The organism is Pseudidiomarina sediminum DSM 21906 (assembly GCF_000423165.1).
Classification (GTDB): domain Bacteria; phylum Pseudomonadota; class Gammaproteobacteria; order Enterobacterales; family Alteromonadaceae; genus Pseudidiomarina; species Pseudidiomarina sediminum.
In genome coordinates, this window is record NZ_KE383983.1 from 339,156 (window position 1) to 362,069 (window position 22,914).

General features: G+C 50.7%; 19 protein-coding genes and 4 tRNA genes. 21 read left to right on the forward strand and 2 right to left on the reverse strand.

The window, feature by feature from the left end; genetic code table 11:
- Positions 1 to 59 precede the first annotated feature (59 nt).
- From G535_RS0106875 to G535_RS13875, 19 genes are all read left to right on the forward strand, one after another.
- Complete coding sequence (locus tag G535_RS0106875; RefSeq protein WP_034727854.1) at positions 60 to 980, forward strand: M14 family metallopeptidase; 921 nt, start codon at positions 60 to 62, stop codon at positions 978 to 980.
- Entirely contained in the window at positions 977 to 1,537 is a 561-nt protein-coding gene (locus tag G535_RS0106880; protein WP_026861389.1) for a DUF1415 domain-containing protein, read from the forward strand. The genes G535_RS0106875 and G535_RS0106880 overlap by 4 nt, the downstream gene beginning before the upstream one ends.
- A gap of 12 nt (positions 1,538 to 1,549) precedes the next feature.
- Entirely contained in the window at positions 1,550 to 3,052 is a 1,503-nt protein-coding gene (locus tag G535_RS0106885) for a bifunctional ADP-dependent NAD(P)H-hydrate dehydratase/NAD(P)H-hydrate epimerase (protein WP_051207017.1), read from the forward strand.
- Positions 3,049 to 3,525 (forward strand): tRNA (adenosine(37)-N6)-threonylcarbamoyltransferase complex ATPase subunit type 1 TsaE, encoded by a 477-nt coding sequence (tsaE, locus tag G535_RS0106890; RefSeq protein ID WP_026861391.1) that lies wholly within the window; start codon positions 3,049 to 3,051, stop codon positions 3,523 to 3,525. Before G535_RS0106885 ends, tsaE begins: the two co-directional genes overlap by 4 nt.
- Positions 3,525 to 4,838, forward strand: coding sequence for an N-acetylmuramoyl-L-alanine amidase (locus G535_RS0106895; RefSeq protein ID WP_026861392.1), 1,314 nt, complete (start codon positions 3,525 to 3,527; stop codon positions 4,836 to 4,838). The genes tsaE and G535_RS0106895 overlap by 1 nt, the downstream gene beginning before the upstream one ends.
- A 7-nt stretch (positions 4,839 to 4,845) precedes the next feature.
- Positions 4,846 to 6,579 carry a DNA mismatch repair endonuclease MutL gene (gene mutL / locus G535_RS0106900; protein ID WP_026861393.1) on the forward strand — a complete coding sequence of 578 codons (1,734 nt, stop codon included), beginning with the start codon at positions 4,846 to 4,848 and terminating at the stop codon, positions 6,577 to 6,579.
- Positions 6,576 to 7,526 (forward strand): tRNA (adenosine(37)-N6)-dimethylallyltransferase MiaA, encoded by a 951-nt coding sequence (gene miaA / locus G535_RS0106905; RefSeq protein ID WP_034727857.1) that lies wholly within the window; start codon positions 6,576 to 6,578, stop codon positions 7,524 to 7,526. Before mutL ends, miaA begins: the two co-directional genes overlap by 4 nt.
- A 156-nt stretch (positions 7,527 to 7,682) precedes the next feature.
- Complete coding sequence (hfq, locus tag G535_RS0106910) at positions 7,683 to 7,937, forward strand: RNA chaperone Hfq (protein ID WP_026861395.1); 255 nt, start codon at positions 7,683 to 7,685, stop codon at positions 7,935 to 7,937.
- 35 nt (positions 7,938 to 7,972) lie between these two features.
- On the forward strand, positions 7,973 to 9,268 hold the full coding sequence (gene hflX / locus G535_RS0106915) for a ribosome rescue GTPase HflX (protein WP_026861396.1): 1,296 nt from the start codon (positions 7,973 to 7,975) through the stop codon (positions 9,266 to 9,268).
- A gap of 55 nt (positions 9,269 to 9,323) precedes the next feature.
- Positions 9,324 to 10,511, forward strand: coding sequence for an FtsH protease activity modulator HflK (gene hflK / locus G535_RS0106920; protein WP_026861397.1), 1,188 nt, complete (start codon positions 9,324 to 9,326; stop codon positions 10,509 to 10,511).
- A 3-nt stretch (positions 10,512 to 10,514) separates the two neighbouring features.
- On the forward strand, positions 10,515 to 11,399 hold the full coding sequence (gene hflC / locus G535_RS0106925) for a protease modulator HflC (protein WP_026861398.1): 885 nt from the start codon (positions 10,515 to 10,517) through the stop codon (positions 11,397 to 11,399).
- Positions 11,400 to 11,658: 259 nt separating this feature from the next.
- A complete protein-coding gene (locus G535_RS0106930) occupies positions 11,659 to 12,819 on the forward strand; it encodes an aminotransferase class V-fold PLP-dependent enzyme (protein WP_034727860.1) in 1,161 nt (386 codons plus the stop codon).
- 81 nt (positions 12,820 to 12,900) lie between these two features.
- Positions 12,901 to 14,199 carry an adenylosuccinate synthase gene (locus tag G535_RS0106935; protein ID WP_026861400.1) on the forward strand — a complete coding sequence of 433 codons (1,299 nt, stop codon included), beginning with the start codon at positions 12,901 to 12,903 and terminating at the stop codon, positions 14,197 to 14,199.
- Positions 14,200 to 14,288: 89 nt separating this feature from the next.
- Positions 14,289 to 14,364 (forward strand) — tRNA-Thr (locus G535_RS0106940).
- A 15-nt stretch (positions 14,365 to 14,379) separates the two neighbouring features.
- Positions 14,380 to 14,464: transfer RNA gene (locus G535_RS0106945), tRNA-Tyr, on the forward strand.
- Between the two features lie 63 nt (positions 14,465 to 14,527).
- Positions 14,528 to 14,602 (forward strand) — tRNA-Gly (locus G535_RS0106950).
- A gap of 15 nt (positions 14,603 to 14,617) precedes the next feature.
- Positions 14,618 to 14,693: transfer RNA gene (locus G535_RS0106955), tRNA-Thr, on the forward strand.
- Between the two features lie 105 nt (positions 14,694 to 14,798).
- Positions 14,799 to 15,983, forward strand: a complete 1,185-nt coding sequence (gene tuf / locus G535_RS0106960; protein ID WP_026861106.1) for an elongation factor Tu — start codon at positions 14,799 to 14,801, stop codon at positions 15,981 to 15,983.
- A gap of 255 nt (positions 15,984 to 16,238) precedes the next feature.
- Positions 16,239 to 17,066 carry a substrate-binding periplasmic protein gene (locus tag G535_RS13875; RefSeq protein ID WP_126775161.1) on the forward strand — a complete coding sequence of 276 codons (828 nt, stop codon included), beginning with the start codon at positions 16,239 to 16,241 and terminating at the stop codon, positions 17,064 to 17,066.
- Here the strand turns inward: G535_RS13875 and glsB are convergent.
- Both glsB and uvrA read right to left on the reverse strand, forming a co-directional pair.
- On the reverse strand, positions 17,034 to 17,990 hold the full coding sequence (glsB, locus tag G535_RS0106970) for a glutaminase B (RefSeq protein WP_034727863.1): 957 nt from the start codon (positions 17,988 to 17,990) through the stop codon (positions 17,034 to 17,036). The two genes, G535_RS13875 and glsB, sit on opposite strands and share 33 nt — an antisense overlap.
- Positions 17,991 to 18,007: 17 nt before the next feature.
- Positions 18,008 to 20,833: an excinuclease ABC subunit UvrA gene (gene uvrA, locus G535_RS0106975; protein WP_026861403.1), complete on the reverse strand. Its 2,826-nt coding sequence runs from the start codon at positions 20,831 to 20,833 to the stop codon at positions 18,008 to 18,010.
- 107 nt (positions 20,834 to 20,940) lie between these two features.
- Here uvrA and G535_RS0106980 point away from each other — a divergent pair, with 107 nt between their 5' ends.
- Both G535_RS0106980 and ssb read left to right on the forward strand, forming a co-directional pair.
- On the forward strand, positions 20,941 to 22,332 hold the full coding sequence (locus G535_RS0106980) for an MFS transporter (RefSeq protein ID WP_026861404.1): 1,392 nt from the start codon (positions 20,941 to 20,943) through the stop codon (positions 22,330 to 22,332).
- A 9-nt stretch (positions 22,333 to 22,341) separates the two neighbouring features.
- Positions 22,342 to 22,893, forward strand: coding sequence for a single-stranded DNA-binding protein (gene ssb, locus G535_RS0106985; RefSeq protein ID WP_026861405.1), 552 nt, complete (start codon positions 22,342 to 22,344; stop codon positions 22,891 to 22,893).
- The last annotated feature ends 21 nt before the right edge of the window (positions 22,894 to 22,914 follow it).

The following is a 22,914-nucleotide window of genomic DNA, read 5'->3' on the forward strand; positions in this document are numbered from 1 at the left end:
CCTAAACTACAGGGTTAGTAAGTACCAACTGATGATTCAGCGTTAAGGAGTAGTAAATCATGAGTCAGAACTATCCGATCGGCACACCAGGACAACCTTGGGGTGAAGCAGAGAAACAGCAATGGTTTGCAGCGCAGCGTAAGCAGCGCGATTACGGCAATGATGTTGTTCGCCGTATTGAGCACTTGCGAGAATTGTTTCAAGTGGACAGCTATGGTGAATTGAACTACGCCGAGGCGCGTTTCCCATTATTTGTGGTACGCAATCGCAATTGGAATCCGAAACTTCCAACGGCGTTGGTCACCGGTGGTGTACACGGTTATGAAACCAGTGGCGTGCAGGGTGCCTTGTATTTTCTTGAGACCGAAGCGCTGAACCATTTAGCGCACTTTAATATCGTGGTTGCACCTTGTTTGAGCCCTTGGGGCTACGAAACTATTAATCGCTGGAACCCTGCCGCGATTGATCCAAACCGTTCGTTTTATCCGCATAGCCCAGCACAGGAAGTCGCGTTGCTGATGGCTTATATGCAGGAGCAGGGTCTGGCGCCGCAGGTACACATTGATTTACACGAAACGACCGACACCGACAATAGCGAGTTTCGTCCAGCTCTGGCGGCGCGGGACGGCGTAACGCATGATAACTGGAGCATCCCGGATGGGTTTTACCTTTGTGCCGATGCAAAACGACCTACGCCTGAGTTTCAGCGCGCGGTGATTGAGGCGGTCAAGTCGGTCACGCATATTGCGCCGGCTGATGCGCATGGGTGTTTGATCGGCTCACCTATGGTGCAAGAAGGTGTCATTCATTACGACGGTAAAGGTCTCGGTCTGTGTATGGGTATGACCGATGCGACCTATGTGACAACCACAGAGGTTTATCCAGATAGCCCAAATACCAACCCTGTCGAATGCGTTGATGCGCAAGTGGCCGCTATTCGTGGCGGGTTAGAGTACGCAGCAAAGCATTTACCGAAATGAATAAGCCGCTAACGCCAGCTTGTGCTGCTGTGCATTTTTGGGTTGCAGAAGTTGTGGTGGGTCACAACTTCTGCCCGTTTGCGCGGCGAGAAGTGGAGCGCGAAACCTTGGCTTACCACGATTGTCGGTCAAGCTCGATCGCTGAGACGTTAGAGCTATTCGCTGACGCGGTGCAGCAACTGTTACAGGACGATCGCGTTGAAACCTCGCTACTGGTATTGAGCCAAGGCTTTACGGATTTTAATGACTATTTAGAGCTGCTCGATTATGCTCAGTTGTGGCTGCAGCAAGAAGATCTCGAAGGGACCTTGCAACTGGCGAGTTTTCATCCGCACTATCAATTCGCCGGAACCGCAGCTGACGATGTAACCAACTATACCAACCGTGCACCTTATCCAGTGTTGCATATTTTACGCGAAGCCAGTCTTGAGCGCGTGCTCAAACGCTACCCTACACCCGAGCGTATTCCCGAAGATAATTGTGCACGTGCGGAAGAACTCGGCTCAGCCTATTTCGAGCAGGTGTTAGCACAAGCACGTACTGCGCAGTCAAAGTAGCTAGGAATGACGATGACCGACGGACACGACGCGCTCTATTTTGCCAAACAGATTCGCGACAGTGAGTTATTAGCTGCCGCTGATGTCGGGGTCTCTGCGAGTCAACTGATGCAGCGTGCAGCGCAACACTGTTTAGCTGTGTTGGAGCAGGAGCGTCCCGCACCGCGACGGGTGATTATCTTGTGTGGCGCTGGGAATAATGGCGGCGATGGCTGGGTGCTGGCGCGTCTGGCACAAAATAAAGGCTATCAGGTTACCGTGTATGCGGTTCCTGCCAAATCCGAACTCGCCCAACAAGCAGCGCAAGCCTGGCAGCAATTAGGTGGGAAAGTTCTGCCTCTGAGCGCTTTTGACGCGCACCAAATGAACACTGATGACGTGGTTGTCGATGCGTTGCTAGGAACTGGTGTTCGTGGCACGTTGGAGTCGGCGTTTTGCGCGTGCATTGAACAGTTAAACCAGCAACGCCAGCAGCGCGAGTTTTGGGTGCTTAGTGTCGATTGTCCTAGTGGCTTAGATAGCGATAGTGGTTGTTGTCTCCCTATTGCCGTACAGGCAGATGTGACGGTGACCATGGTGGCGCTTAAAGTGGGTCTGTTGAGTCACCAGGCTTGGGATCACGTCGGTCGCCTTGAGCTTGCTGACTTGGGCATTCAACAGGCGTTTGCGCGTCATCAAACTCCCATTGCACGCTGTATTCGTCGCGCTGATGTGCAGCAGGCATTACCGCCTCGGGCGCGCGCGAGCCACAAAGGTAGCCACGGACATGTGTTGCTGCTTGGTGGTGATGTTGGTATGTCGGGGGCCATGGTCCTCGCCGGGCGCGCGGCTTTACGTTGCGGCGCGGGTAAAGTGAGCATTGCCACGCATGCGGATAACCGCACCCTAATTGCGAGTGCGCAGCCGGAATTTATGGTGCACGGCGTGGCAACTCCTGAGCAACTCAGCGCCTTACTTCATAACGTTGATGTGGTTGTGGTGGGGCCTGGTTTAGGTCAGTCGGAATGGGCGATCGCATTGTGTGCAACAGTATTTGCGGCGACCGTCCCTTTGCTTGTTGATGCCGATGGATTAAATTTGCTCGCGCTGTTCCCTCATTGGGCGCAACGTTCGGCGCCGTTATGGTTAACGCCCCATCCAGGAGAAGCGGGGCGGTTGTTGGCTTTGAGTGCTAGCGAGGTGAATGCGGATCGGGTTGCGGCCGTACGTGCGTTGGCACAGCGCTATCAGGCCCATACCTTGCTCAAAGGTGCAGGAAGCTTAATTGCTGCACCAGCGACTGAGCAACTGCAATTGTGCACACGTGGCACACCAGCGTTAGCTGTTGGCGGTAGCGGTGATGTCCTCAGTGGCGTGGCAGGGAGTTTAATTGCACAGCAGTTAGCCCATCATGCCGTGCTACCCGTGGCAACTTGGCTGCATGCTGTGGCTGGAGAACAAGCTGCGCAGGATGGCGAACGTGGTACACTACCTAGTGATTTAATGATGCCGTTACGGAAATTAGTGAACCCATGAATGAAAAGCATTTTTTCTTAGCTGACGAAAGCGACATGCTTGCCTTTGCTGAACGTTTGGCAACTCAGGTGCAAGCGAGCAAAGAGGCAGCGCAGCAGCCATTAACCTGCTATTTATACGGTGAACTGGGAGCGGGTAAAACCACCTTTAGTCGTGGCTTCATTCGTGCGTTAGGCCATAAAGGGAATGTAAAAAGCCCCACTTACACGCTGGTTGAGAGTTATGATTTAGCTCCGTGGCAAGTGCATCATTTTGATTTATATCGCCTTGCTGACCCAGAAGAACTTGAATTTATGGGCATTCGTGATTACCTTGACAGTCATACAATAATCTTGGCGGAGTGGCCCCAGCGCGGCGCGGGCGTGCTACCAGAGCCAGACATAAAAATGGTTATCGAATACGCTGGAACTGCGCGTGAGGTAACCGTAGGTGCGCTAACAACAAGAGGTCGGGAACTCCTCGATAAACTCTAATGCAACGATTGATCGCTATCGTTATCTCGCTACTTTGGGTGGGCGTTTCGGCGTCTGCGTTGGCGAGTAATTCTATTGAAAATATCCGTATGTGGCCTTCGCCTGATAACACTCGAGTGGTGTTTGATATGGGGAAGACGCCAGACTATAGCTATTTCCAGCTTCATCAATCGCACCCTTATCGCTTAGTCATTGATTTTACCAATACCAAGTTGAACATGGACTTGTCCCGCTTTGAGTCCAATTCATTGTTGGTTACGACGATCCGAACCAGCTCACCAAAGCAGGCGTCGAGTACGCGAATTGTGTTGGAGCTTGATAAGAAAGTAGACCCGATTATTGAGGTATTGCCGCCGCGCGATATGTATGGCCATCGTTTAGTGATCGACTTGCCGGGAACATCCTTGAAGCGTGATAGCGCGGCCTTGAGTGCTGATGAATTGCAAGAGCGCAAAGTGACGGTGGCGATTGACGCAGGGCATGGTGGCGAAGACCCCGGCTCGATCGGTCCGAAAGGCACCTATGAGAAAGACGTTGTGCTAAAAATAGCGCGCGCACTGGCAAAAATGATCAATGAAGATGATGCCATGCAAGCCTATTTGATTCGTTCAGACGACTATTACATCAACCTCAATGAGCGACCACGCAAAGCGGAGCGCGTGCAAGCAGATTTATTCGTCTCGATTCATGCCGATGCGTTTGTGACCCCGCAGCCCCGAGGTGCTTCGGTGTGGGTATTATCCAATCGTCGAGCCAGCACGGAAATGGGGCGTTTGTTAGAGAACAAAGAGCGTTTGTCCGATGTGTTGGGCGGTGTGCCAGCGGTTGAAATGGAAGATAGCTTCCTCAATGAAACCTTGGTTTCGATGAGTATGGATCATGCCATGGCAAGTGGTTATGAAGCGGCAACAGAGGTGATTTCGGAACTCGACCGTATTACCCGTATGCATAAAAGCAAACCACAGCATGCCAGCCTTGCTGTGTTGACCTCCACGGCAATGCCGTCCATGTTGGTTGAAACCGGCTTTATTTCTAACCCTACCGAAGAGCAACTGTTGCTTAGTAACCAGCATCAGCAGAAGGTCGCGCGTGCTGTCTATCAAGGGGTGCGAAACTACTTCTTGCGACGTCCGCCCGATGGCACCGTGTTTGCCTCAAACCGTGCTAGCCGCCATGTGGTGCGTTCCGGTGAGTCGCTTTCGCGCCTTGCGCAGCGTTATAATACGTCGGTTGCCGCAATTAAAGCGCGTAACAACCTGAAAAGCTCAGTGATTCAAGTCGGCCAAGTGCTCGAAATTCCAACGCCAGAGTAGGCTTATTATGCCCATCCAGTTATTACCCATTAGTTTGGCGAACCAAATTGCCGCCGGCGAGGTTATCGAGCGCCCGGCGTCGGTGGTGAAAGAGCTCATTGAAAATAGCCTTGATGCCGGTGCTAGCGAGTTGGTGATCGATATTGAAAAGGGCGGGCGGCGGCGCATGCGCATTCGTGACAACGGCGCTGGCATTGCCAAAGATGAATTGCCTTTAGCACTGGCCCGCCATGCTACCAGTAAAATTACCAGTTTGGCTGATCTTGAAGCCATTCAAAGCTTGGGTTTTCGGGGCGAAGCGCTGGCGAGTATTAGTTCTGTGGCACGCCTTACGTTAACGTCCAAGCCTGAGCAGCAAAACCAAGCGTGGCGTGCGTGGGTGGAAGGCCGTGATATGACCGCGGAGTTGGCGCCTGCCAGTCATCCGACGGGCACCACCATTGACGTGGAAGATCTGTTTTTCAATACACCGGCACGGCGCAAGTTTTTGCGTACCGATAAAACTGAGTTTGCTCATATTGATGAACTGATCAAACGTATCGCTCTGAGCCGCTACGATGTTCGCATTACCCTGAATCACAATCAAAAGGTGATTCGTCAGTTTCCAGCAGTAACGCAAGCACAGGCACTAACTCGCATCACCAAAGTGATTGGTCGGAGCTTTTCTGACGCTGCGATGGCCATTGACTGTGCGCATCACGATGTGCGTTTATGGGGCTGGGTCGTCCCGCCTGAAGCCTGCCGTCATCAAGCTGATGCGCAGTACTTTTATGTGAATGGACGGATGATGCGTGACCGCATGTTGAATCATGCCATTCGGCAAGCCTATGGCGACACCTTGACCGACGAGCGTTCACCAACTTATGTGTTGTACTTGGAACTGCCGGCAACAGACGTTGACGTGAATGTACATCCGGCCAAGCACGAAGTACGTTTTCATCAAGCGCGGCAGATGCATGATTTTGTGCTGCAAAGCGTGCGGCGCTGTTTAAGTGATCGTGTTCACCCTGAAGCATCGCATAGCTATCAAGCAAGTTCTGAAACCTTGCGTCAGCAAGTGGCAGAACTACAACCACGGATGGCGATGCCATTGCCTGGAGTGATGGGGAAGGGCGGAGCTGCCGCAGCACCTGCGCCAATGTTTCCTGGCACAGCACCGCAGCTACCGCAAAAGGATGCGGCAGAGACATCGACAGCGGCGCTTCCAGCGCATGACGGTGAGGTGTTGACCGTGGTGGCCCAGCGCTTTGCTCTGATTGCCCATAACGAGCCCACGACGGAACTGCAATTACTTGACTTACAGCGCTTGGAACATGCCTATTTACAACAGCAGCTCATCCGCCAATATGCCACTGGTCTTGCGGGCCAGCCCTTATTGATACCGGTGAAAATTGCCGACAAAGCACTGAGCCAACAACTGCTTGCCTTGGCCCACGAACAACTGGGCAAGTTAGGCGTTTTGGTGCAACAAGACGGCCAGGCGTGTGTGGTGAAGCAGGTTCCGAGTGCCTTGCGCCATACGGATATTCAGCAAAGCATGCAACAATTAGTCGACTCCTTAGGGGCCGATAAGCAACCTGATTCTGCTTTTTGGGCATGGCTTGCGCGCCATAGTGTGAGTACGAGCTATCGCCGGGTGCAGGCGGAACATTGGTGGCGCGTTTGGCAAGAACACTTTGCCAGTGCAGCGGAATTTAGTTGTCCGATGCCTTTACCACATTTACCGGAGCCCTTGAAATGACCGAACCTTATGTGATCTGTCTATACGGACCTACGGCCGCGGGGAAAACTGGGCTAGCAATCGAGCTGAGTCAAAAGCTCAATGCTGAGATTATTTCGGTTGATTCCGCCTTAATTTATCGCGGCATGGATATAGGTACGGCCAAACCGACTGCGGAAGAGTTGGCGCAGGCGCCCCATCGGCTGATCGACATTTGTGATCCCAGTGAACGCTACTCTGCGGCGCAATTTGCCCAAGATGCGCGACGCGAGATTGACGCTATTCTGGCAGCAGGACGGATTCCGCTGTTGGTTGGTGGCACCATGATGTATTTCAAAGTGTTGTTGGAAGGAATGTCGGAATTACCAGAAGCGGACGCGCAGGTACGTGCGGAACTCACCGCTGAGTTGGAACGGGATGGGAATACCGCGTTACATCAACAACTGGCAAGTATCGACCCTGAAAGCGCAGCGCGAATTCACCCCAACGACCCGCAGCGGTTAATTCGAGCGCTTGAAGTCTACCGCTTAAGCGGACAAAGCTTGACGGCATTAACAGCACGCCGCGCGGGTGCGCTTCCCTATCCAGTTCTGCAATTGGCGGTCGCTCCTCAAGAGCGCGCAGTGCTGCACGAACGAATTGCGCTGCGGTTCCGACAGATGCTTGAGCATGGCTTCATTGAGGAAGTCGAAGCGTTGCGCGCTCGGGGAGATTTACATCTGGATTTACCGGCACTGCGCTGTGTTGGGTATCGCCAGGTCTGGCAGTACTTAGCAGGTCAAGATGACTATCCAACCATGGTGGATAAAGGTATTTTTGCGACGCGCCAACTAGCCAAACGTCAGTTAACCTGGTTGCGGAAATGGCCGGGGGTGAAGTGGTTCGACAGCTTAGCGCCAGATTTGCATCAACAAGTGTTGGCTTACTGCCAGCAACCTGCTGAAAACTTTACACGATTCAAACCTTGAAAGCGGCGTTTTTGCCCTTATAGTTAAGAAAGATGTGAACATTGAATCTGGCACTACTGACCTATGCTGAAAGTTAGACTATAGTTGACTAACTGGCATCTGTTATCTGTTGTACGCTGCCGGGCTCAAAACAATAACAAAAAAAGGATGCGACAGATGGCCAAAGGGCAAACTTTACAAGACCCATTTTTGAACGCTTTGCGTCGGGAGCGCGTACCCGTATCCATTTACTTGGTGAACGGTATCAAGCTGCAAGGGCAGATCGAATCATTCGATCAGTTCGTTATTTTGCTCAAAAATACGGTGAGTCAAATGGTGTATAAGCATGCCATTTCGACGGTCGTGCCAGCGCGAATTCCACAAAATTACCTGCCGCAGCAAGAAGCGTCGGGTGATGACTCGATTGATTAATTCCGATAACCAGTTTTTGAAGGAGCAGTGATAGCTTGTTTGATAGGTTTGAAAGTGGTGAACAGGCTATCCTGGTGCACGTTGATTTCCCTGCAGAAACAGATAGGGAAGACCTCTCCGAATTGAAATTGTTAGTCTCTTCCGCCGGTGTTGAAACACTGGCGGTCGTGACTGCGTCTCGCTCTACCCCAAGCTCACGTTATTTTGTCGGTGTCGGTAAGGCCGAAGAAATTGCTGACGCAGTGCGTATTCATGACGCAAACATTGTTATTTTTAATCATGCCTTGTCGCCAACGCAAGAACGTAATTTAGAAAAACTCTGCCAATGTCGGGTGCTTGACCGGACGGGGCTTATTTTGGATATTTTTGCGCAGCGTGCGCGTACCCATGAAGGTAAGTTACAGGTCGAGTTGGCCCAACTGCGGCACATTTCAACGCGTTTGGTGCGTGGATGGACGCACTTGGAACGCCAAAAAGGCGGTATCGGTTTACGCGGTCCAGGTGAAACCCAGCTTGAGACAGACCGTCGTTTGATTCGCGGTCGAATTAAGTCTATTTTGGGGCGTTTGGAGAAAGTTCAGAAGCAACGTGAACAGGGGCGTCGTGCTCGGATGCGGGCAGAAATCCCAACCGTGTCGTTGGTGGGGTACACCAACGCAGGCAAATCGACCTTATTTAATCGACTGACTGAGTCAGAGGTGTATGCAGCAGACCAATTGTTTGCCACACTTGATCCAACCTTACGTAAACTGGATATTCCTGATGTCGGTCCGGTGATTTTGGCTGATACAGTTGGATTTATTCGCCATCTCCCTCATGAGTTGGTGGCGGCGTTTAAGGCGACGTTGCAAGAAACGCAAGACGCCGATTTGCTGTTGCACGTGATGGACATTAGTGACGATCGGCAGCAAGAAAACAGCGAGCAAGTGCTCGAAGTGCTCGAAGAAATTGGCGCAGACGACGTTCCGCAATTATTGATTTGTAACAAAATCGATCAGCTGGATGATGGTCAGGCGCGGATTGATTACGATGACCAACAACGGCCTATTCGGGTTTGGTTGTCTGCGCAAACTGGCGAAGGTGTTGCACTATTACGTGAAGCCTTGGAGCAGCGGTTGCGGCCAGAGATGGTGGTGGTGGCGCTACGCATTCCGCCATCTATGGGTAAACTCCGAGGGCGCTTGTATAGTTTGAATAGTGTGACCAGCGAGCAACCTTGTGAGAATGGAGATTTAACGCTGAACGTACGCATGTCTGCGGTCGATTGGCAGCGATTATGTAAACAAGTGGCCGAAGAGTATGGCGATAGTTTACAAGGCTTTGTAGAATAGTCCGCAGAAACGACTAAACTACCTCATCGAATTCGAACGATAATTGGAGTAATCAATGGCCTGGAATCAACCGGGAAACGGTAATAATAATGACCGTGATCCATGGAAAAACCAAGGTGGCCGCGATCAAGGACCTCCAAACCTTGACGACGCGGTACGCAACTTATTAAGCAAGCTTGGGCTTGGCGGCTCAGGCAACCAAGGGCAACGCTCTTCTAACAGTGGTGGTGGCTTCCCATCGAAAGGGTTAGGCATCGTTGCTATCCTGCTCGTTGTGGTGTGGTTTATTGCCGGCTTCTATACTGTTAAAGAAGCAGAGCGCGGCGTCGTGTTACGTTTTGGCAGCTTCCACAATTTGGTTGAGTCAGGCTTACATTGGCGTCCTGTGTTTGTCGACAGTGTTGAAACTGTTGACGTAAGCAATGTGCGCCAGTTCCAGTCGGAAGGCTTTATGCTGACCCAAGACGAGAACGTGGTGCATGTTGAGCTTGACGTGCAATACCGTGTCATCAACCCGCGTGATTATTTATATGCGGTTGAGAATGCCGATAATAGTTTGGCACAAGCAACCGACAGTGCTTTGCGTTATGTGGTCGGTCATACCACCATGGATGAAGTGCTGACCGTAGGACGGGAAAACGTTCGTGCGGACACCTTGGAAATGCTCGAGAACATGATTGTTCCGTATCAGCTAGGTATTCAAATTGTCGATATCAACTTGTTGCCAGCGCGTCCACCTGAAGCAGTGAAGGATGCGTTCGATGACGCTATCTCGGCACAGGAAGATGAACAACGCTTTATTCGCGAAGCTGAAGCCTATGCGCGTGAAGTGGAACCTCTAGCGCGTGGTAAAGTGCGCCGTATCATTCAAGAAGCGCAAGCCTATCGTGAGCAGCAAGTATTGAAAGCTCAGGGTGAGGTAGCACGTTTCAACGAATTGCTGCCACAGTACAAAGCTGCGCCAAAAGTGACACGTGATCGTCTGTATCTGGAAACACTTGAGAAAATTTACGCGAACACTGCCAAAGTGATGGTTGATGTTGAAGGTGGCAATAACATGATGTACTTGCCGCTGGATAAAATTCTCGAGCAGCAGCGTCGTAGCGATACCCAAATGAACTCGTCGTCAAATGAGAGCATGAACTCGAACACGTCGTCGACGCAACGTAATCAGCCGACCCGTCAAACAACGACCACGACAAGTGGCCGTACGAGTGACCGTTTTAATGGAGGCCGAGACTAAGCCATGAAAAATTTAATTGCTATTTTAGTGATCGTCGCGGCGTTGCTCGGTTTCTCATCACTGTTTGTAGTGAAAGAGGGCCAACGTGCCATTGTGATCCAGTTCGGTAAGGTACAGCGTGACGCTGATACCGGTATGCCGACCGTGTATGACCCGGGTCTGCACTTTAAATTGCCATTTATTGAGCAAGTTAAGCGTCTGGACGCACGTTTTAAAACCTTAGATGGCGACCCTGATCGTTTTGTTACCAGCGAAAAGAAAGACCTTATCGTTGATACTTACGTGAAGTGGCGCATCTCTGATTTCGCGACCTATTACTTATCCACCAACGGTGGTAATCAAGCCCAAGCCGAAGCGCTTCTGACCCGTCGTGTGAATAGTGGTTTACGTGCTGAGTTTGGTAGCCGTACCATCAAAGAAATCGTTTCAGGCGAGCGTGATAACTTGATGCGTGAAGCGCTGATTCGTGGCGCAGACAGCGCCCAAGAGTTGGGTATCGAAGTGATTGACGTGCGCGTGATGCAAATCAACTTGCCGACCGAAGTCAGCCAGTCGATTTACCAGCGGATGCGTGCAGAGCGTGAAGCAGTGGCCCGTGAGCACCGTTCGGAAGGTCGTGAGCAGGCCGAGTTTATTCGTGCTGACGTGGATGCGCGGGTGACGGTTATGCTGGCTGATGCTGAACGTGAATCACGTGATATTCGTGGTCAAGGTGATGCTGAAGCAGCAGGTATCTACGCTGAAGTGTATCAACAGGATGCAGAGTTCTATGCGTTCTTGCGTAGTTTGCAAGCCTACGAAAAGAGTTTCGAGCGCGGCAACGATGTGCTGGTGCTTGAGCCAGACAGCGACTTCTTCAAATACTTGAAGCGCGTTTCAGGGAAATAAAAAAGAGCCGGCCTAGCGCCGGCTTTTTTGTACTTCATTCGAATGCTTCGCTCTTCTTCATTCGAACGCTGCGCTCTTCGTTAATCGTTATTCGTTATTCGAAAAAACCAAAAAAAGACAAAATAAAATATGTTCTTTACTTGTATTCGTTGTTGATGCGGTAATGCTGTCTTAACGAATAACGAATAACGAATAACGAATAACGAATAACGAATAACGAATAACGAATAACGAATAACGAATAACCAGGTCATTTTCTATGTCTTATAAACATCATTACCAACATTTTATGGCGCAACACCCAGATACGCTGCACTGTGCGCCGCATAGCCATCACTATTGGCCCGATGTAACGCGCGCAGCGCAGTTGCGGTATTGGGATGACAGTGCCAAGGGCGTTGACCACAAATGGGGTACGATTTTTGGTGAGCGGATGCCTGCCGTACAGCAACTTCTAGCAGAGTTGCTGGATCACCCTGCACCAGAACAATTTGTGTTTGCTGGCAATACGCACGAATTACTTTATCGCGTTATCAGCTGCTTTGATCCAAGTCAGCCGTTGCGGATCCTAACCACAGATGGTGAGTTTCATAGTTTCTCGCGGCAAGTGCGGCGCCTCGAAGAGCGCCATAACGTCACTGTTGAGCGAGTGTCATGCGAACCCTTTACTGATTTCGCGGAACGTTGGACCACGGCGCTAGGGCAGGGGCATTTCGATCTCATTTTCTGCAGCCAAGTGTTTTTTAACTCGGCGGTCGTCGCGCCGTGGGTGGAGGATTGGCTTGCGGATGTTCCGGCAACAACCGAAGTGGTGATTGATGGTTATCATGGTTGTGGGGCGATTCCGACCAGCTTACGTAAAGTTGCTGATCGAATTTTTTATGTTGCCGGTGGTTATAAGTATTTGCAGGGGGGCGAGGGTTGCTGCTTTATGAGTGTGCCACGAGCTACCCCACTGCGTCCCGAGTATACTGGCTGGTTTGCAGACTTCGCGAATTTGGCAAAACCGCAGCAGCAGACCGTTGGCTACGCCAATGATGGGATGCGCTTTGCCGGCGCGACAATGGATTTTTCTGCGTTATATCGGCTGCTGGCCGTACTGGAGTGGTGGCAACGCGACCAGTTAACGGTAGCCAAGATGCATGCTTATATTCAGCGCCTCCAACAAGCATTTTTAACCCAACTCGATCAACTACGACACCCATTACTGAACCGGGATGCATTGTTGTTCAATGACTTACAAAATCACGGTCATTTTCTCACCTTCGAGCTCGCTTCAGCTGAACAGGTTGAAGCCGTGGCGACGCAATTACAGCAGGCCGGTATCGAAACCGATTACCGCGGTCGACGTTTGCGTTTCGGCTTTGCCCTGTACCACGATGTTGAAGACTATGAGCGACTGAAAAAAGCGTTAAGCTAGCTTTGTTGGGCTATCGAAGGCGGCAAATACCTGCTAAAATTGCCGCCTGTTTTTTCAACAGTAACGCTGGTAGCACTAATCATGGGTAAAAACGTCGTAATCCTCGGCACACAATGGGGTGATGAAGGTAAAGGTAAGATTGTTGACCTCCTTACCGATAAAGCATCATTCGCAGTTCGTTATCAAGGCGGTCACAACGCTGGCCACACCCTCGTCATCGATGGCGAGAAAACAGTTCTTCATCTGATTCCTTCTGCAATTTTGCGCGATAACGTTAAATGCGTGATCGGTAACGGCGTGGTGCTTTCACCAGAAGCCCTGATGGAAGAAATCGAGATGCTTGAGAAGCGTGGCGTTCCAGTGCGTGAACGTTTGCTGATTAGCGAAGCTTGTCCGTTGATTTTACCTTTCCATATTGCACTTGACCAAGCACGTGAAGTTGCACGTGGGAACAAGGCTATTGGTACCACCGGCCGTGGTATTGGCCCTGCGTATGAAGACAAAGTCGCGCGCCGTGGTTTACGCGTCGGTGACTTGTTCAACTTTGAATTGTTTGAAGAGAAGCTGCGCGAAGTGGTCGCTTTCCATAACTTCACCTTAACCGAGTACTATAAGGTTGAAGCTGTCGATGTTGAGGCTGTGTTAGCGTATTGCCGTGATGCGGCAAAACAACTTGAAGGCATGGTTGCCGATATTCCTGCATTGCTTGATGATGCACGCAAGGCTGGCGATAACTTGATGTTCGAAGGAGCACAAGGTACGTTACTCGATATCGACCACGGTACCTATCCGTACGTTACGTCTTCAAACACAACCGCGGGTGGTGTCTCCACCGGCGCTGGTTTTGGTCCTCGTTATATCGATTACGTGTTGGGTATTGTGAAAGCTTACACCACGCGTGTCGGCAGCGGTCCGTTCCCAACTGAGCTTGAATGTGATGTTGGTCAGCACTTGGGCGTGAAGGGGCATGAATTTGGTGCTACCACAGGCCGTAAACGTCGTACCGGTTGGTTCGATGCGGTTGCAGCACGTCGCGCGGTACAGATTAACTCGGTAAGCGGTTTCTGTTTGACCAAGCTTGATGTGCTTGATGGTTTGAAAGAACTAAAAATTTGTACCGGTTATAAGTTACCTGATGGTAGTATTAGCGAGTACCCACCTATGGCTGCCGAAGACTACGAATGCGTAGAGCCGGTCTATGAAACAATGCCTGGTTGGGAAACCAGTACTGTCGGTATTACCGAACATAAAGATTTACCGACTGAAGCGCTTGCGTATATCAAGCGAATTGAAGTTTTAACGGGTGTGCCTGTGGACATTATTTCAACAGGTCCGGACCGTGCTGAAACCATTATTTTGCGTCATCCGTTCGCAAATTAACCAATCAGTCACGGATTAGGAAAAAAATTGGCATTTCCTATTGCATCATTAAAATCGATACAATAGAATGCGCTCCACCTAACCGGGGTGCCGGCATAGCTCAGCTGGTAGAGCAACTGACTTGTAATCAGTAGGTCGGGAGTTCGACTCTCTCTGCCGGCACCAACTCAAAATTTGTTAGGAGGGGTTCCCGAGTGGCCAAAGGGATCAGACTGTAAATCTGACGGCTCAGCCTTCGCAGGTTCGAATCCTGCCCCCTCCACCAATTTGCATTGTCTAGTGAATGCGGCGAGTTCAGAATGGTTTGAGGTGGCCCGATTCAAGGCATGCGGGTATCGTATAATGGCTATTACCTCAGCCTTCCAAGCTGATGATGTGGGTTCGATTCCCACTACCCGCTCCAAATAAATCTGTTAGTGCTGATATAGCTCAGTTGGTAGAGCGCACCCTTGGTAAGGGTGAGGTCGGCGGTTCAAATCCGCCTATCAGCACCATCCTTCGGCCGCATCCCCTCATACTTATTCGTTCGGTTACGTAGTTACGTAAATTTGACTAATATTGGTGTAAAACCACCGTACGTTGTCCAAAGAGAGGCTGTCATGTCAAAAGAAAAATTTGAACGTTCGAAACCGCACGTTAACGTAGGTACAATCGGCCACGTTGACCACGGTAAAACTACTCTGACTGCTGCAATCACTACTGTATTGGCAAAGACCTACGGTGGTTCAGCGAAAGACTTCGCAGCGATCGATAACGCTCCAGAAGAAAAAGCACGTGGTATCACCATCTCAACGTCACACGTTGAGTATGACACGCCAACGCGTCACTACGCGCACGTCGACTGTCCTGGACACGCTGACTACGTTAAAAACATGATCACTGGTGCTGCTCAGATGGACGGCGCGATCTTGGTAGTAGCGGCAACTGACGGTCCAATGCCACAAACCCGTGAGCACATCTTGTTGTCACGTCAGGTAGGTGTACCGTTCATCGTAGTCTTCATGAACAAATGTGACATGGTAGACGACGAAGAGTTGTTGGAATTGGTAGAGATGGAAGTACGTGAACTTCTATCTGAGTACGATTTCCCAGGTGACGACTTGCCAGTAATTCAAGGTTCAGCGTTGAAAGCGTTGGAAGGCGAAGAGCAGTGGGAAGCGAAAATCATCGAATTGGCAGAAGCTTTGGATACTTACATCCCAGAGCCAGAGCGTGATATCGACAAGCCGTTCATCATGCCAATCGAAGACGTATTCTCGATCTCAGGTCGTGGTACAGTAGTAACTGGTCGTGTAGAGCGCGGTATCGTTCGCACAGGTGACGAAGTAGAAATCGTAGGTATCAAAGATACCACGAAGACTACCGTAACTGGTGTAGAAATGTTCCGTAAGTTGCTTGACGAAGGTCGTGCAGGTGAGAACGTAGGTGCGTTGTTGCGTGGTACTAAGCGTGACGAAATCCAACGTGGCCAAGTATTGGCGAAGCCAGGTTCAATCACTCCACACACTAAGTTTGAAGCAGAAGTGTACGTATTGACCAAAGAAGAAGGTGGCCGTCACACGCCATTCTTCAAAGGCTACCGTCCACAGTTCTACTTCCGTACAACTGACGTAACTGGTGCAGTACAATTGCCAGAAGGCGTAGAAATGGTAATGCCAGGCGACAACTTGAAATTTGTTGTTGACTTGATTCACCCAATCGCGATGGACGAAGGTTTGCGCTTCGCAATCCGTGAAGGTGGCCGTACAGTAGGCGCAGGCGTAGTATCTAAGATCTTAGATTAATACGTCGCGTTGCACTGACGCATTTGAAAAGGGAGCTTCGGCTCCCTTTTTTGTTGCTTGTTGCTGGCTGCTCGTTGTTTGAAAACCTAAAGACAAGAGCAAATCATTTGCATTGGCTGTTTCGGGTGGCTCTTAGCAAACAACCAGCAGCAAGCAGCCAGCAACAAATAACGATTAACGCGCAACCGATCTTTCCCTTGACTTTATTCGGCTGGATAAACAAGATACTTCTAAGTTTATTATGTTGAGAGAAACGTGCGTTATCTTGTCATTTTTGTTGCGATAATCAGTTCTAGCTACCTTTCTGCGGAAACGTCTCAGCCGCAGACCGTTCATGTGGCGGCGTACGACTATCCTCCTTACTTCTCCGTATACAGTGATAAACACCTTGTCGGTGATATCTTACAAGTTTTAAATGAGCGTCAGCAAAGCTACCGCTTTGTGCTTAAAGAAATCCCGTCAAAAGCGCGTTTTAAGGCGCTCAGCGTCGACGGTTGTTGTCATATGATGATGTTTGAATCAAACGATTGGGGTTGGCGTGAACAACTCCCTCAGATTCAATTAACTGAGCCAATAGTGTTTGGTGCAGAACGTTTTGTGGCCTTGCGTAAGCAACATCAGCAAGATATGAGTTTCTTTGAACAAGAGGGTCTGCGTTTAGGCGGCATTAGTGGCTACCACTATTCCTTTCTCGATAACGTGACAGACGCACAATTACTTGAAGACGATCATAACGTGTACTTGTCACTAAGCCATGAAATCAACGTTATGATGCTATTGAATGGTCGTCTCGATGTGATCATGACGCATGATGAGTATCTGGTGCAACTAAGCGATGAAACTTGGTTCCCGCGCTTACTCATTCATGAGCAACCTTTCAATACCTACCAGTTACATACCCTTATCAACGGTCGCAAAGGCTTCACTACCGAACATTGGCGAGAAGTGTTAAAGCCGTTACTTGATGATGGCACACTTGCGCAAATGTTCGCGAACTATGGCTTACCGTGGCCAGCAGAGCCTCTATTACTTCCGCAACCAGATGTTCGGTCAGTAGACACTCAGGCCGAGACGATTCGCTAAATTTCGAATCATTTCCATACCACGCGCCGAGTTCCCATAGCTGTTAAGAGGCGGTGCCCATGCGGCAATCACGCCATAGTCGGGGACGATCGCGACGATGCCGCCACCGACACCGCTTTTGGCGGGTAAACCGACGGTAAATGCAAACTGTCCAGATTGATCGTACATACCGCTGGTACTTAGCAATGCATTAATACGTTGGGCATCGCGGTGGCTCGTAATTGCTTTACCGCTGTAGGGGCAAGTACCGCGATTGGCGAGAAAGGCGAGCGCGCGGGCCAGATCTTCGGTACTCATGGTTAAAGCACATTGCCAAAAATAGTGATCAAGCACTTCGTCCACGTCAGCCTCGAGGTTACCAAAGCTCTTCATCAAATAGGCAAGCGCCGCATTGCGGGCGCCGTGCTCAATTTCAGATTGGTGCACGCGACGATCAACACAAACGCTATCGCTAGCGCAAAGTCCGCGCACCATACTGAGAACGGCAGACTTGCTGGCAGAATAATGTGAGACTAAAACATCGCTGACTAAGATAGCTCCGGCGTTAATCATTGGATTACGGGGAATACCTTTTTCCCACTCGAGCTGCACGATTGAGTTAAAGGGCTGTCCTGACGGCTCCATTTGTACGCGTTGCCAGAGCTTTTCGTCGAGACGTTCCATTGCCAGCATCAGGCCGAAAATTTTCGAAATGGATTGAATCGAGAAGGGCGTGGTGGCATCACCCACTGACGTCACGCTGCCATCAAGGGTCGCTACCGTAAGCGCGCAGTAATCGGGTTTAACTTCGGCAAGTGCGGGAATGTAGTCGGCCACTTTGCCGCGCGTGACGCCAAGCGCTTGCTGCAAGATGTCTTGCAGCAAAGGCTTGAGATTGTCGGGAGCAGTGATCGATTGGCCACCGCTAATCAGATGTTGTGTCATACCCTCAGCTTAGACGATTATTTCAACATTGGTGCTAAGAAACGTGCAGTATGTGAGCGCTCACAAGTTGCGACTTCTTCAGGAGTGCCGGCAACCAAGATCTCACCACCCCCGGCACCACCTTCAGGACCAAGGTCGACAATCCAGTCCGCAGTTTTAATGACATCAAGGTTATGCTCGATAATCACGATGGTATTGCCATGGTCGCGCAGGCGATGCAAGACCGCGAGCAACTGCTGGATATCATGGAAATGCAGACCTGTGGTTGGCTCATCCAAGATATATAAGGTTTTACCAGTGTCGCGTTTAGAAAGTTCACGCGACAGCTTCACACGCTGTGCTTCACCACCAGAGAGTGTGGTGGCAGACTGTCCTAGGCGAATATAACTAAGGCCAACGTCCATCAAGGTTTGCAGCTTGCGTGAGATAGCAGGAATCGCAGCAAAATACGCATGCGCGTCTTCGACGGTCATCTCTAACACTTCGTGAATACTCTTGCCCTTATAGGTGATTTCTAACGTCTCACGGTTGTAGCGTTTGCCTTTACAGACATCACACGGCACATACACATCTGGTAAGAAGTGCATTTCAACCTTAATGACGCCATCGCCTTGGCAGGCTTCGCAGCGTCCACCACGTACGTTAAAGCTAAAGCGGCCTGGCTTGTAACCGCGCGAACGAGCTTCCTCTGTGCCAGCAAAGAGTTCGCGGATCGGGGTGAAAATACCCGTGTAGGTTGCAGGATTTGAGCGCGGCGTTCGACCAATTGGGCTCTGGTCAATATCGACCACTTTATCAAGGAACTGCATGCCGTCGACCGCTTGATAGGGCGCTGGTTCGTTGGCTGTCGCTTTGTTCAGATCGCGATGTGCGATACGGAACAAGGTGTCGTTCACCAAGGTGGATTTACCGGAGCCGGAGACCCCGGTGATGCAGGACATCAAACCAATCGGTAACTCTAGGGTGACGTCTTTGAGGTTATTCCCTGAAGCGCCGGTAAGCTTAATCCAGCGTTCATCGGCTTGATGACGTTGTGCCGGAACTTCAATAGCTTTGCGGCCTGATAGATAGTCAGCGGTAAGCGAACGCTCACTTTTGAGAATATCATCAACCGTACCTTGGGCCACCACTTCGCCACCATGCACGCCAGCACCCGGACCTATATCAATCACGTAATCCGCAGCGCGAATCGCATCTTCATCATGCTCAACCACAATGACGGTGTTGCCCAAATCGCGTAAGCGCTCCAGAGTGCTGAGTAGGCGTTCGTTGTCGCGTTGATGCAAACCAATCGATGGCTCATCGAGCACGTACATGACGCCGACTAGGCCAGCGCCAATTTGGCTAGCAAGACGGATACGCTGTGCTTCGCCACCAGAGAGGGTTTCAGCACTACGCGATAGACTTAAGTAGTTCAAGCCAACGTTGACCAGGAAGCCTAGTCGGTCATTGATCTCTTTTAAGATTTTTTCGGCAATCTTGGCACGCTGACCTTCCAGTTCGAGTTGGCTAAAAAACGTCAAGGCATCGCCGATCGAACGCTCTACAACTTCAGGCAAGGTGGTATTGTTCACATAGACATGCCGTGCTTCTTCGCGCAAACGAGCGCCACCACAGCTTTTGCATGGTTGGGAGGCTAGGTACTTCGAGAGTTCTTCACGTACGGCGCTGGAATCGGTTTCACGGTAGCGCCGTTGCATGTTCGGGATAATGCCTTCAAACGGGTGACAGCGCACCACGCGGTCACCACGGTCATTCATGTAGGTGAACTTGATTTCCTCTTTGCCACTGCCATAGAGCACATGTTGCTGATGCTCAGCGGCAAGGCTGTTGAATGGTGCATTGAGGTCAAAGCCATAGTGTTTGGCCAGTGACTGTAACATCTGATAGTAATAGAAGTTACGCTTGTCCCAGCCTCGAATGGCGCCGCCAGTAAGGCTTAGCTCGTCATTGCTGACCACCCGCTGCGGATCGAAAAACTGTTCGATGCCGAGGCCATCACAAGCACTACAGGCACCTGCGGGGTTATTAAATGAGAACAGTCGAGGTTCGAGCTCTTGCATGCTGTAACCACAATGTGGACAGGCAAAATTCGCTGAAAACACCATGCTTTCAAGCTTTGAATCGCTTTCCATTGGGGCCACGATGGCGGTACCGCCACTGAGCTCAAGTGCCGTCTCAAATGACTCCGCTAGACGTAATTCAATACCTTCACGTACCTTAATGCGGTCGACCACGACTTCAATGGTGTGCTTTTTTTGCAGTTCTAGTTGTGGTGGATCGCTCAGGTCACAGAGTTCGCCATCAATGCGAGCTCGAATAAAGCCTTGAGCTGCGAGATTATCCAATACTTTGGTGTGCTCACCTTTGCGGTTTTGCACGATCGGCGCCAAGATCATTAGCTTTTCGCCTTCCGGCAACGTCAGCACTTGGTCAACCATCTGCGAGACCGTCTGTGCCGCAAGAGGTGCATTATGGGTCGGGCAGCGCGGTTCGCCAACGCGGGCGAACATTAAACGCAAGTAATCATAAATTTCGGTAATAGTGCCGACTGTTGAACGCGGGTTATGCGAGGTCGATTTTTGCTCAATTGAAATGGCAGGAGATAACCCTTCAATACTGTCAACGTCAGGCTTTTCCATCAGAGATAAGAACTGACGCGCATATGCCGAGAGTGATTCAACGTAACGTCGTTGCCCCTCGGCATAGAGCGTATCGAATGCGAGCGACGATTTCCCCGAGCCGGATAAGCCCGTAATCACAATCAGTTTGTCGCGCGGCATCGTCAACTGCAGGTTTTTCAAGTTATGGGTGCGAGCGCCGCGTACTTCAATAAAGTCCATAGATTACAACCTGTATCTCTGTTGGCAAAAATGAAACGAGTATTATCGCACAGTGACGACCTTCTGGTACAATCATCGGCGATTTTTTTGGTAACCATGAGAGACCCATGCCTACGTCGTCGAACGAACAACGTTTAACCACGGTAGAACGCCGTGCGTCGGGAGCATTGGCCGCAGTCTTTGGACTACGTATGCTCGGCCTGTTTTTGATCATGCCTGTCATGGCAATTTACGGAAAAGCCTACGCCGATTATACCCCTTTGTTGGTCGGCCTAGCGATTGGCGCCTATGGACTTACCCAGGCCTTATTACAGATCCCGATGGGAATTTTGTCCGATCGCATTGGCCGCCGGCCGGTGATTGTTGGAGGGTTACTGGTCTTTATCGCCGGTAGTCTGGTGGCGGCCTACGCTGAGACGCTGACCGGCGTGGTGGTAGGGCGCGCCTTACAAGGAATGGGCGCGATTGCCGCGGCCATTTTAGCGTTAGCCGCCGACGTGACACGCGACGAGCAACGGCCGAAGGTCATGGCTATGATCGGCATGTGTATTGGTTTAGCCTTTACCTTAGCGTTGATTTTAGGACCGTCGTTAGGACCTCATATTGGCTTGTCAGGGCTCTTCGTCTTTACCGCCATTAGCGCAGCTTTCGGTTTAGTGGTGTTTTTAGTGGCAGTGCCGAACGTTGATGTCCGTGCCGCGCGCGGCGACTTGGTGCCAAACAAAGAGGCTTTTGGTGCTATTTTACGGCACCCGCAGTTACTACGGCTGAATGTCGGGGTGTTTGTCTTACATTGTATGCTGACCGCTTTTTTTGTCGTGTTACCCTTGCAGTTAATGCAGGGCGGTTTAGCAAGTGAGCAGCACGCGTGGTTGTACTTACCCACTTTGATTGCCTCGTTTGCGCTGATGATACCGATGATTATTATTGCCGAACGTCGTCGGAAGCAGCCGCTGTTCTTCCGCATCGCTATTGTGCTGGTGTTGGTTGCGGTTGCCTTGTTGGGCTTAGATGATGTTTCCTGGCTGATTTATACCTTCGCTATTGTCGTATTTTTTATCGGTTTTAACTTTTTAGAAGCATCGTTGCCAGCTGCACTGACGCGCTTTGCGCCGGCCGGGCGTAAAGGCAGTGCTAGCGGTATTTACGCGACCTTTCAGTTTGCCGGAGCTTTTGTTGGCGGCGCCTTAGGCGGCGCATTCATGCAATACAGCGGCATTAATGGCGTTGTCGGCTTTAGCATAATCTTGCTAGTATGTTGGTTGTTGCTGAGTTTTGGTATGAAAGCACCGCCAGAGTGGCAAAATGTGAGTTACAAACTGCGTGCGTTAAGTGCCGCAGAGGCGGATACTGTGATTAATGCGCTCACAGGTGCAACCGGCGTGGAAGAAGTACGCTGGATGGAAAACGAGCAGGTCGTGTATTTGAAAGCACACAAAACGGATTATAACGAACAAGAAGTGACGACGTTGTTGACGTCGTATCAAGCAAAAGCATAGGAGCAAGGCATGGCCAGTCGCGGCATTAATAAAGTTATTCTTATTGGAAACCTTGGGGCGAAGCCTGAGATCCGTTACACCCAAAACAATACAGCGATTGCCAACTTGTCGATTGCCACCAGTGAAACCTGGAAAGACAAGCAAACCGGCGAACCGCGTGAGCAAACCGAATGGCACCGTTGTGTTGCCTATCGTCGTCTTGCTGAAATTGCAGGCGAGTACCTCGACAAAGGCTCAAAAGTTTATGTGGAAGGCCGTTTGCAAACGCGTAAGTGGCAAGGCCAAGATGGCGTTGAACGCTACACTACAGAAGTTGTGATCAACGACTTACAAATGCTCGACGGTCGTCCTGGCGGTGGTCAAGGCGGTGGCGGTTTCCAAAGCCAGCAAAGTGGCGGTGGTCAGTATGGACAAGGCGGCGGTCAGCAACGTCAGCAAGCTGCGCCACAGCAGAGCTACAACCAAGCGCCACAGCAGCGCCCAGCGCAGCAACCACAACAACAGCAAAACAATGACCCGTTCATTCCAGATCAGGACTTCGATGACGATATCCCGTTCTAACGGTCAGTGTATCGGTGAAAA

What these genes read in the sequence shown, in the direction of transcription:
- G535_RS0106875 (WP_034727854.1), top strand. Translation starts at nt 60, where the DNA reads ATGAGTCAGAACTATCCGATCGGCACACCAGGACAACCTTGGGGTGAA.
- G535_RS0106880 (WP_026861389.1), top strand. Translation starts at nt 977, where the DNA reads ATGAATAAGCCGCTAACGCCAGCTTGTGCTGCTGTGCATTTTTGGGTT.
- G535_RS0106885 (WP_051207017.1), top strand. Translation starts at nt 1,550, where the DNA reads ATGACCGACGGACACGACGCGCTCTATTTTGCCAAACAGATTCGCGAC.
- tsaE (WP_026861391.1), top strand. Translation starts at nt 3,049, where the DNA reads ATGAATGAAAAGCATTTTTTCTTAGCTGACGAAAGCGACATGCTTGCC.
- G535_RS0106895 (WP_026861392.1), top strand. Translation starts at nt 3,525, where the DNA reads ATGCAACGATTGATCGCTATCGTTATCTCGCTACTTTGGGTGGGCGTT.
- mutL (WP_026861393.1), top strand. Translation starts at nt 4,846, where the DNA reads ATGCCCATCCAGTTATTACCCATTAGTTTGGCGAACCAAATTGCCGCC.
- miaA (WP_034727857.1), top strand. Translation starts at nt 6,576, where the DNA reads ATGACCGAACCTTATGTGATCTGTCTATACGGACCTACGGCCGCGGGG.
- hfq (WP_026861395.1), top strand. Translation starts at nt 7,683, where the DNA reads ATGGCCAAAGGGCAAACTTTACAAGACCCATTTTTGAACGCTTTGCGT.
- hflK (WP_026861397.1), top strand. Translation starts at nt 9,324, where the DNA reads ATGGCCTGGAATCAACCGGGAAACGGTAATAATAATGACCGTGATCCA.
- hflC (WP_026861398.1), top strand. Translation starts at nt 10,515, where the DNA reads ATGAAAAATTTAATTGCTATTTTAGTGATCGTCGCGGCGTTGCTCGGT.
- G535_RS0106930 (WP_034727860.1), top strand. Translation starts at nt 11,659, where the DNA reads ATGTCTTATAAACATCATTACCAACATTTTATGGCGCAACACCCAGAT.
- G535_RS0106935 (WP_026861400.1), top strand. Translation starts at nt 12,901, where the DNA reads ATGGGTAAAAACGTCGTAATCCTCGGCACACAATGGGGTGATGAAGGT.
- tuf (WP_026861106.1), top strand. Translation starts at nt 14,799, where the DNA reads ATGTCAAAAGAAAAATTTGAACGTTCGAAACCGCACGTTAACGTAGGT.
- glsB (WP_034727863.1), bottom strand. Translation starts at nt 17,990, where the DNA reads ATGACACAACATCTGATTAGCGGTGGCCAATCGATCACTGCTCCCGAC.
- uvrA (WP_026861403.1), bottom strand. Translation starts at nt 20,833, where the DNA reads ATGGACTTTATTGAAGTACGCGGCGCTCGCACCCATAACTTGAAAAAC.
- G535_RS0106980 (WP_026861404.1), top strand. Translation starts at nt 20,941, where the DNA reads ATGCCTACGTCGTCGAACGAACAACGTTTAACCACGGTAGAACGCCGT.
- ssb (WP_026861405.1), top strand. Translation starts at nt 22,342, where the DNA reads ATGGCCAGTCGCGGCATTAATAAAGTTATTCTTATTGGAAACCTTGGG.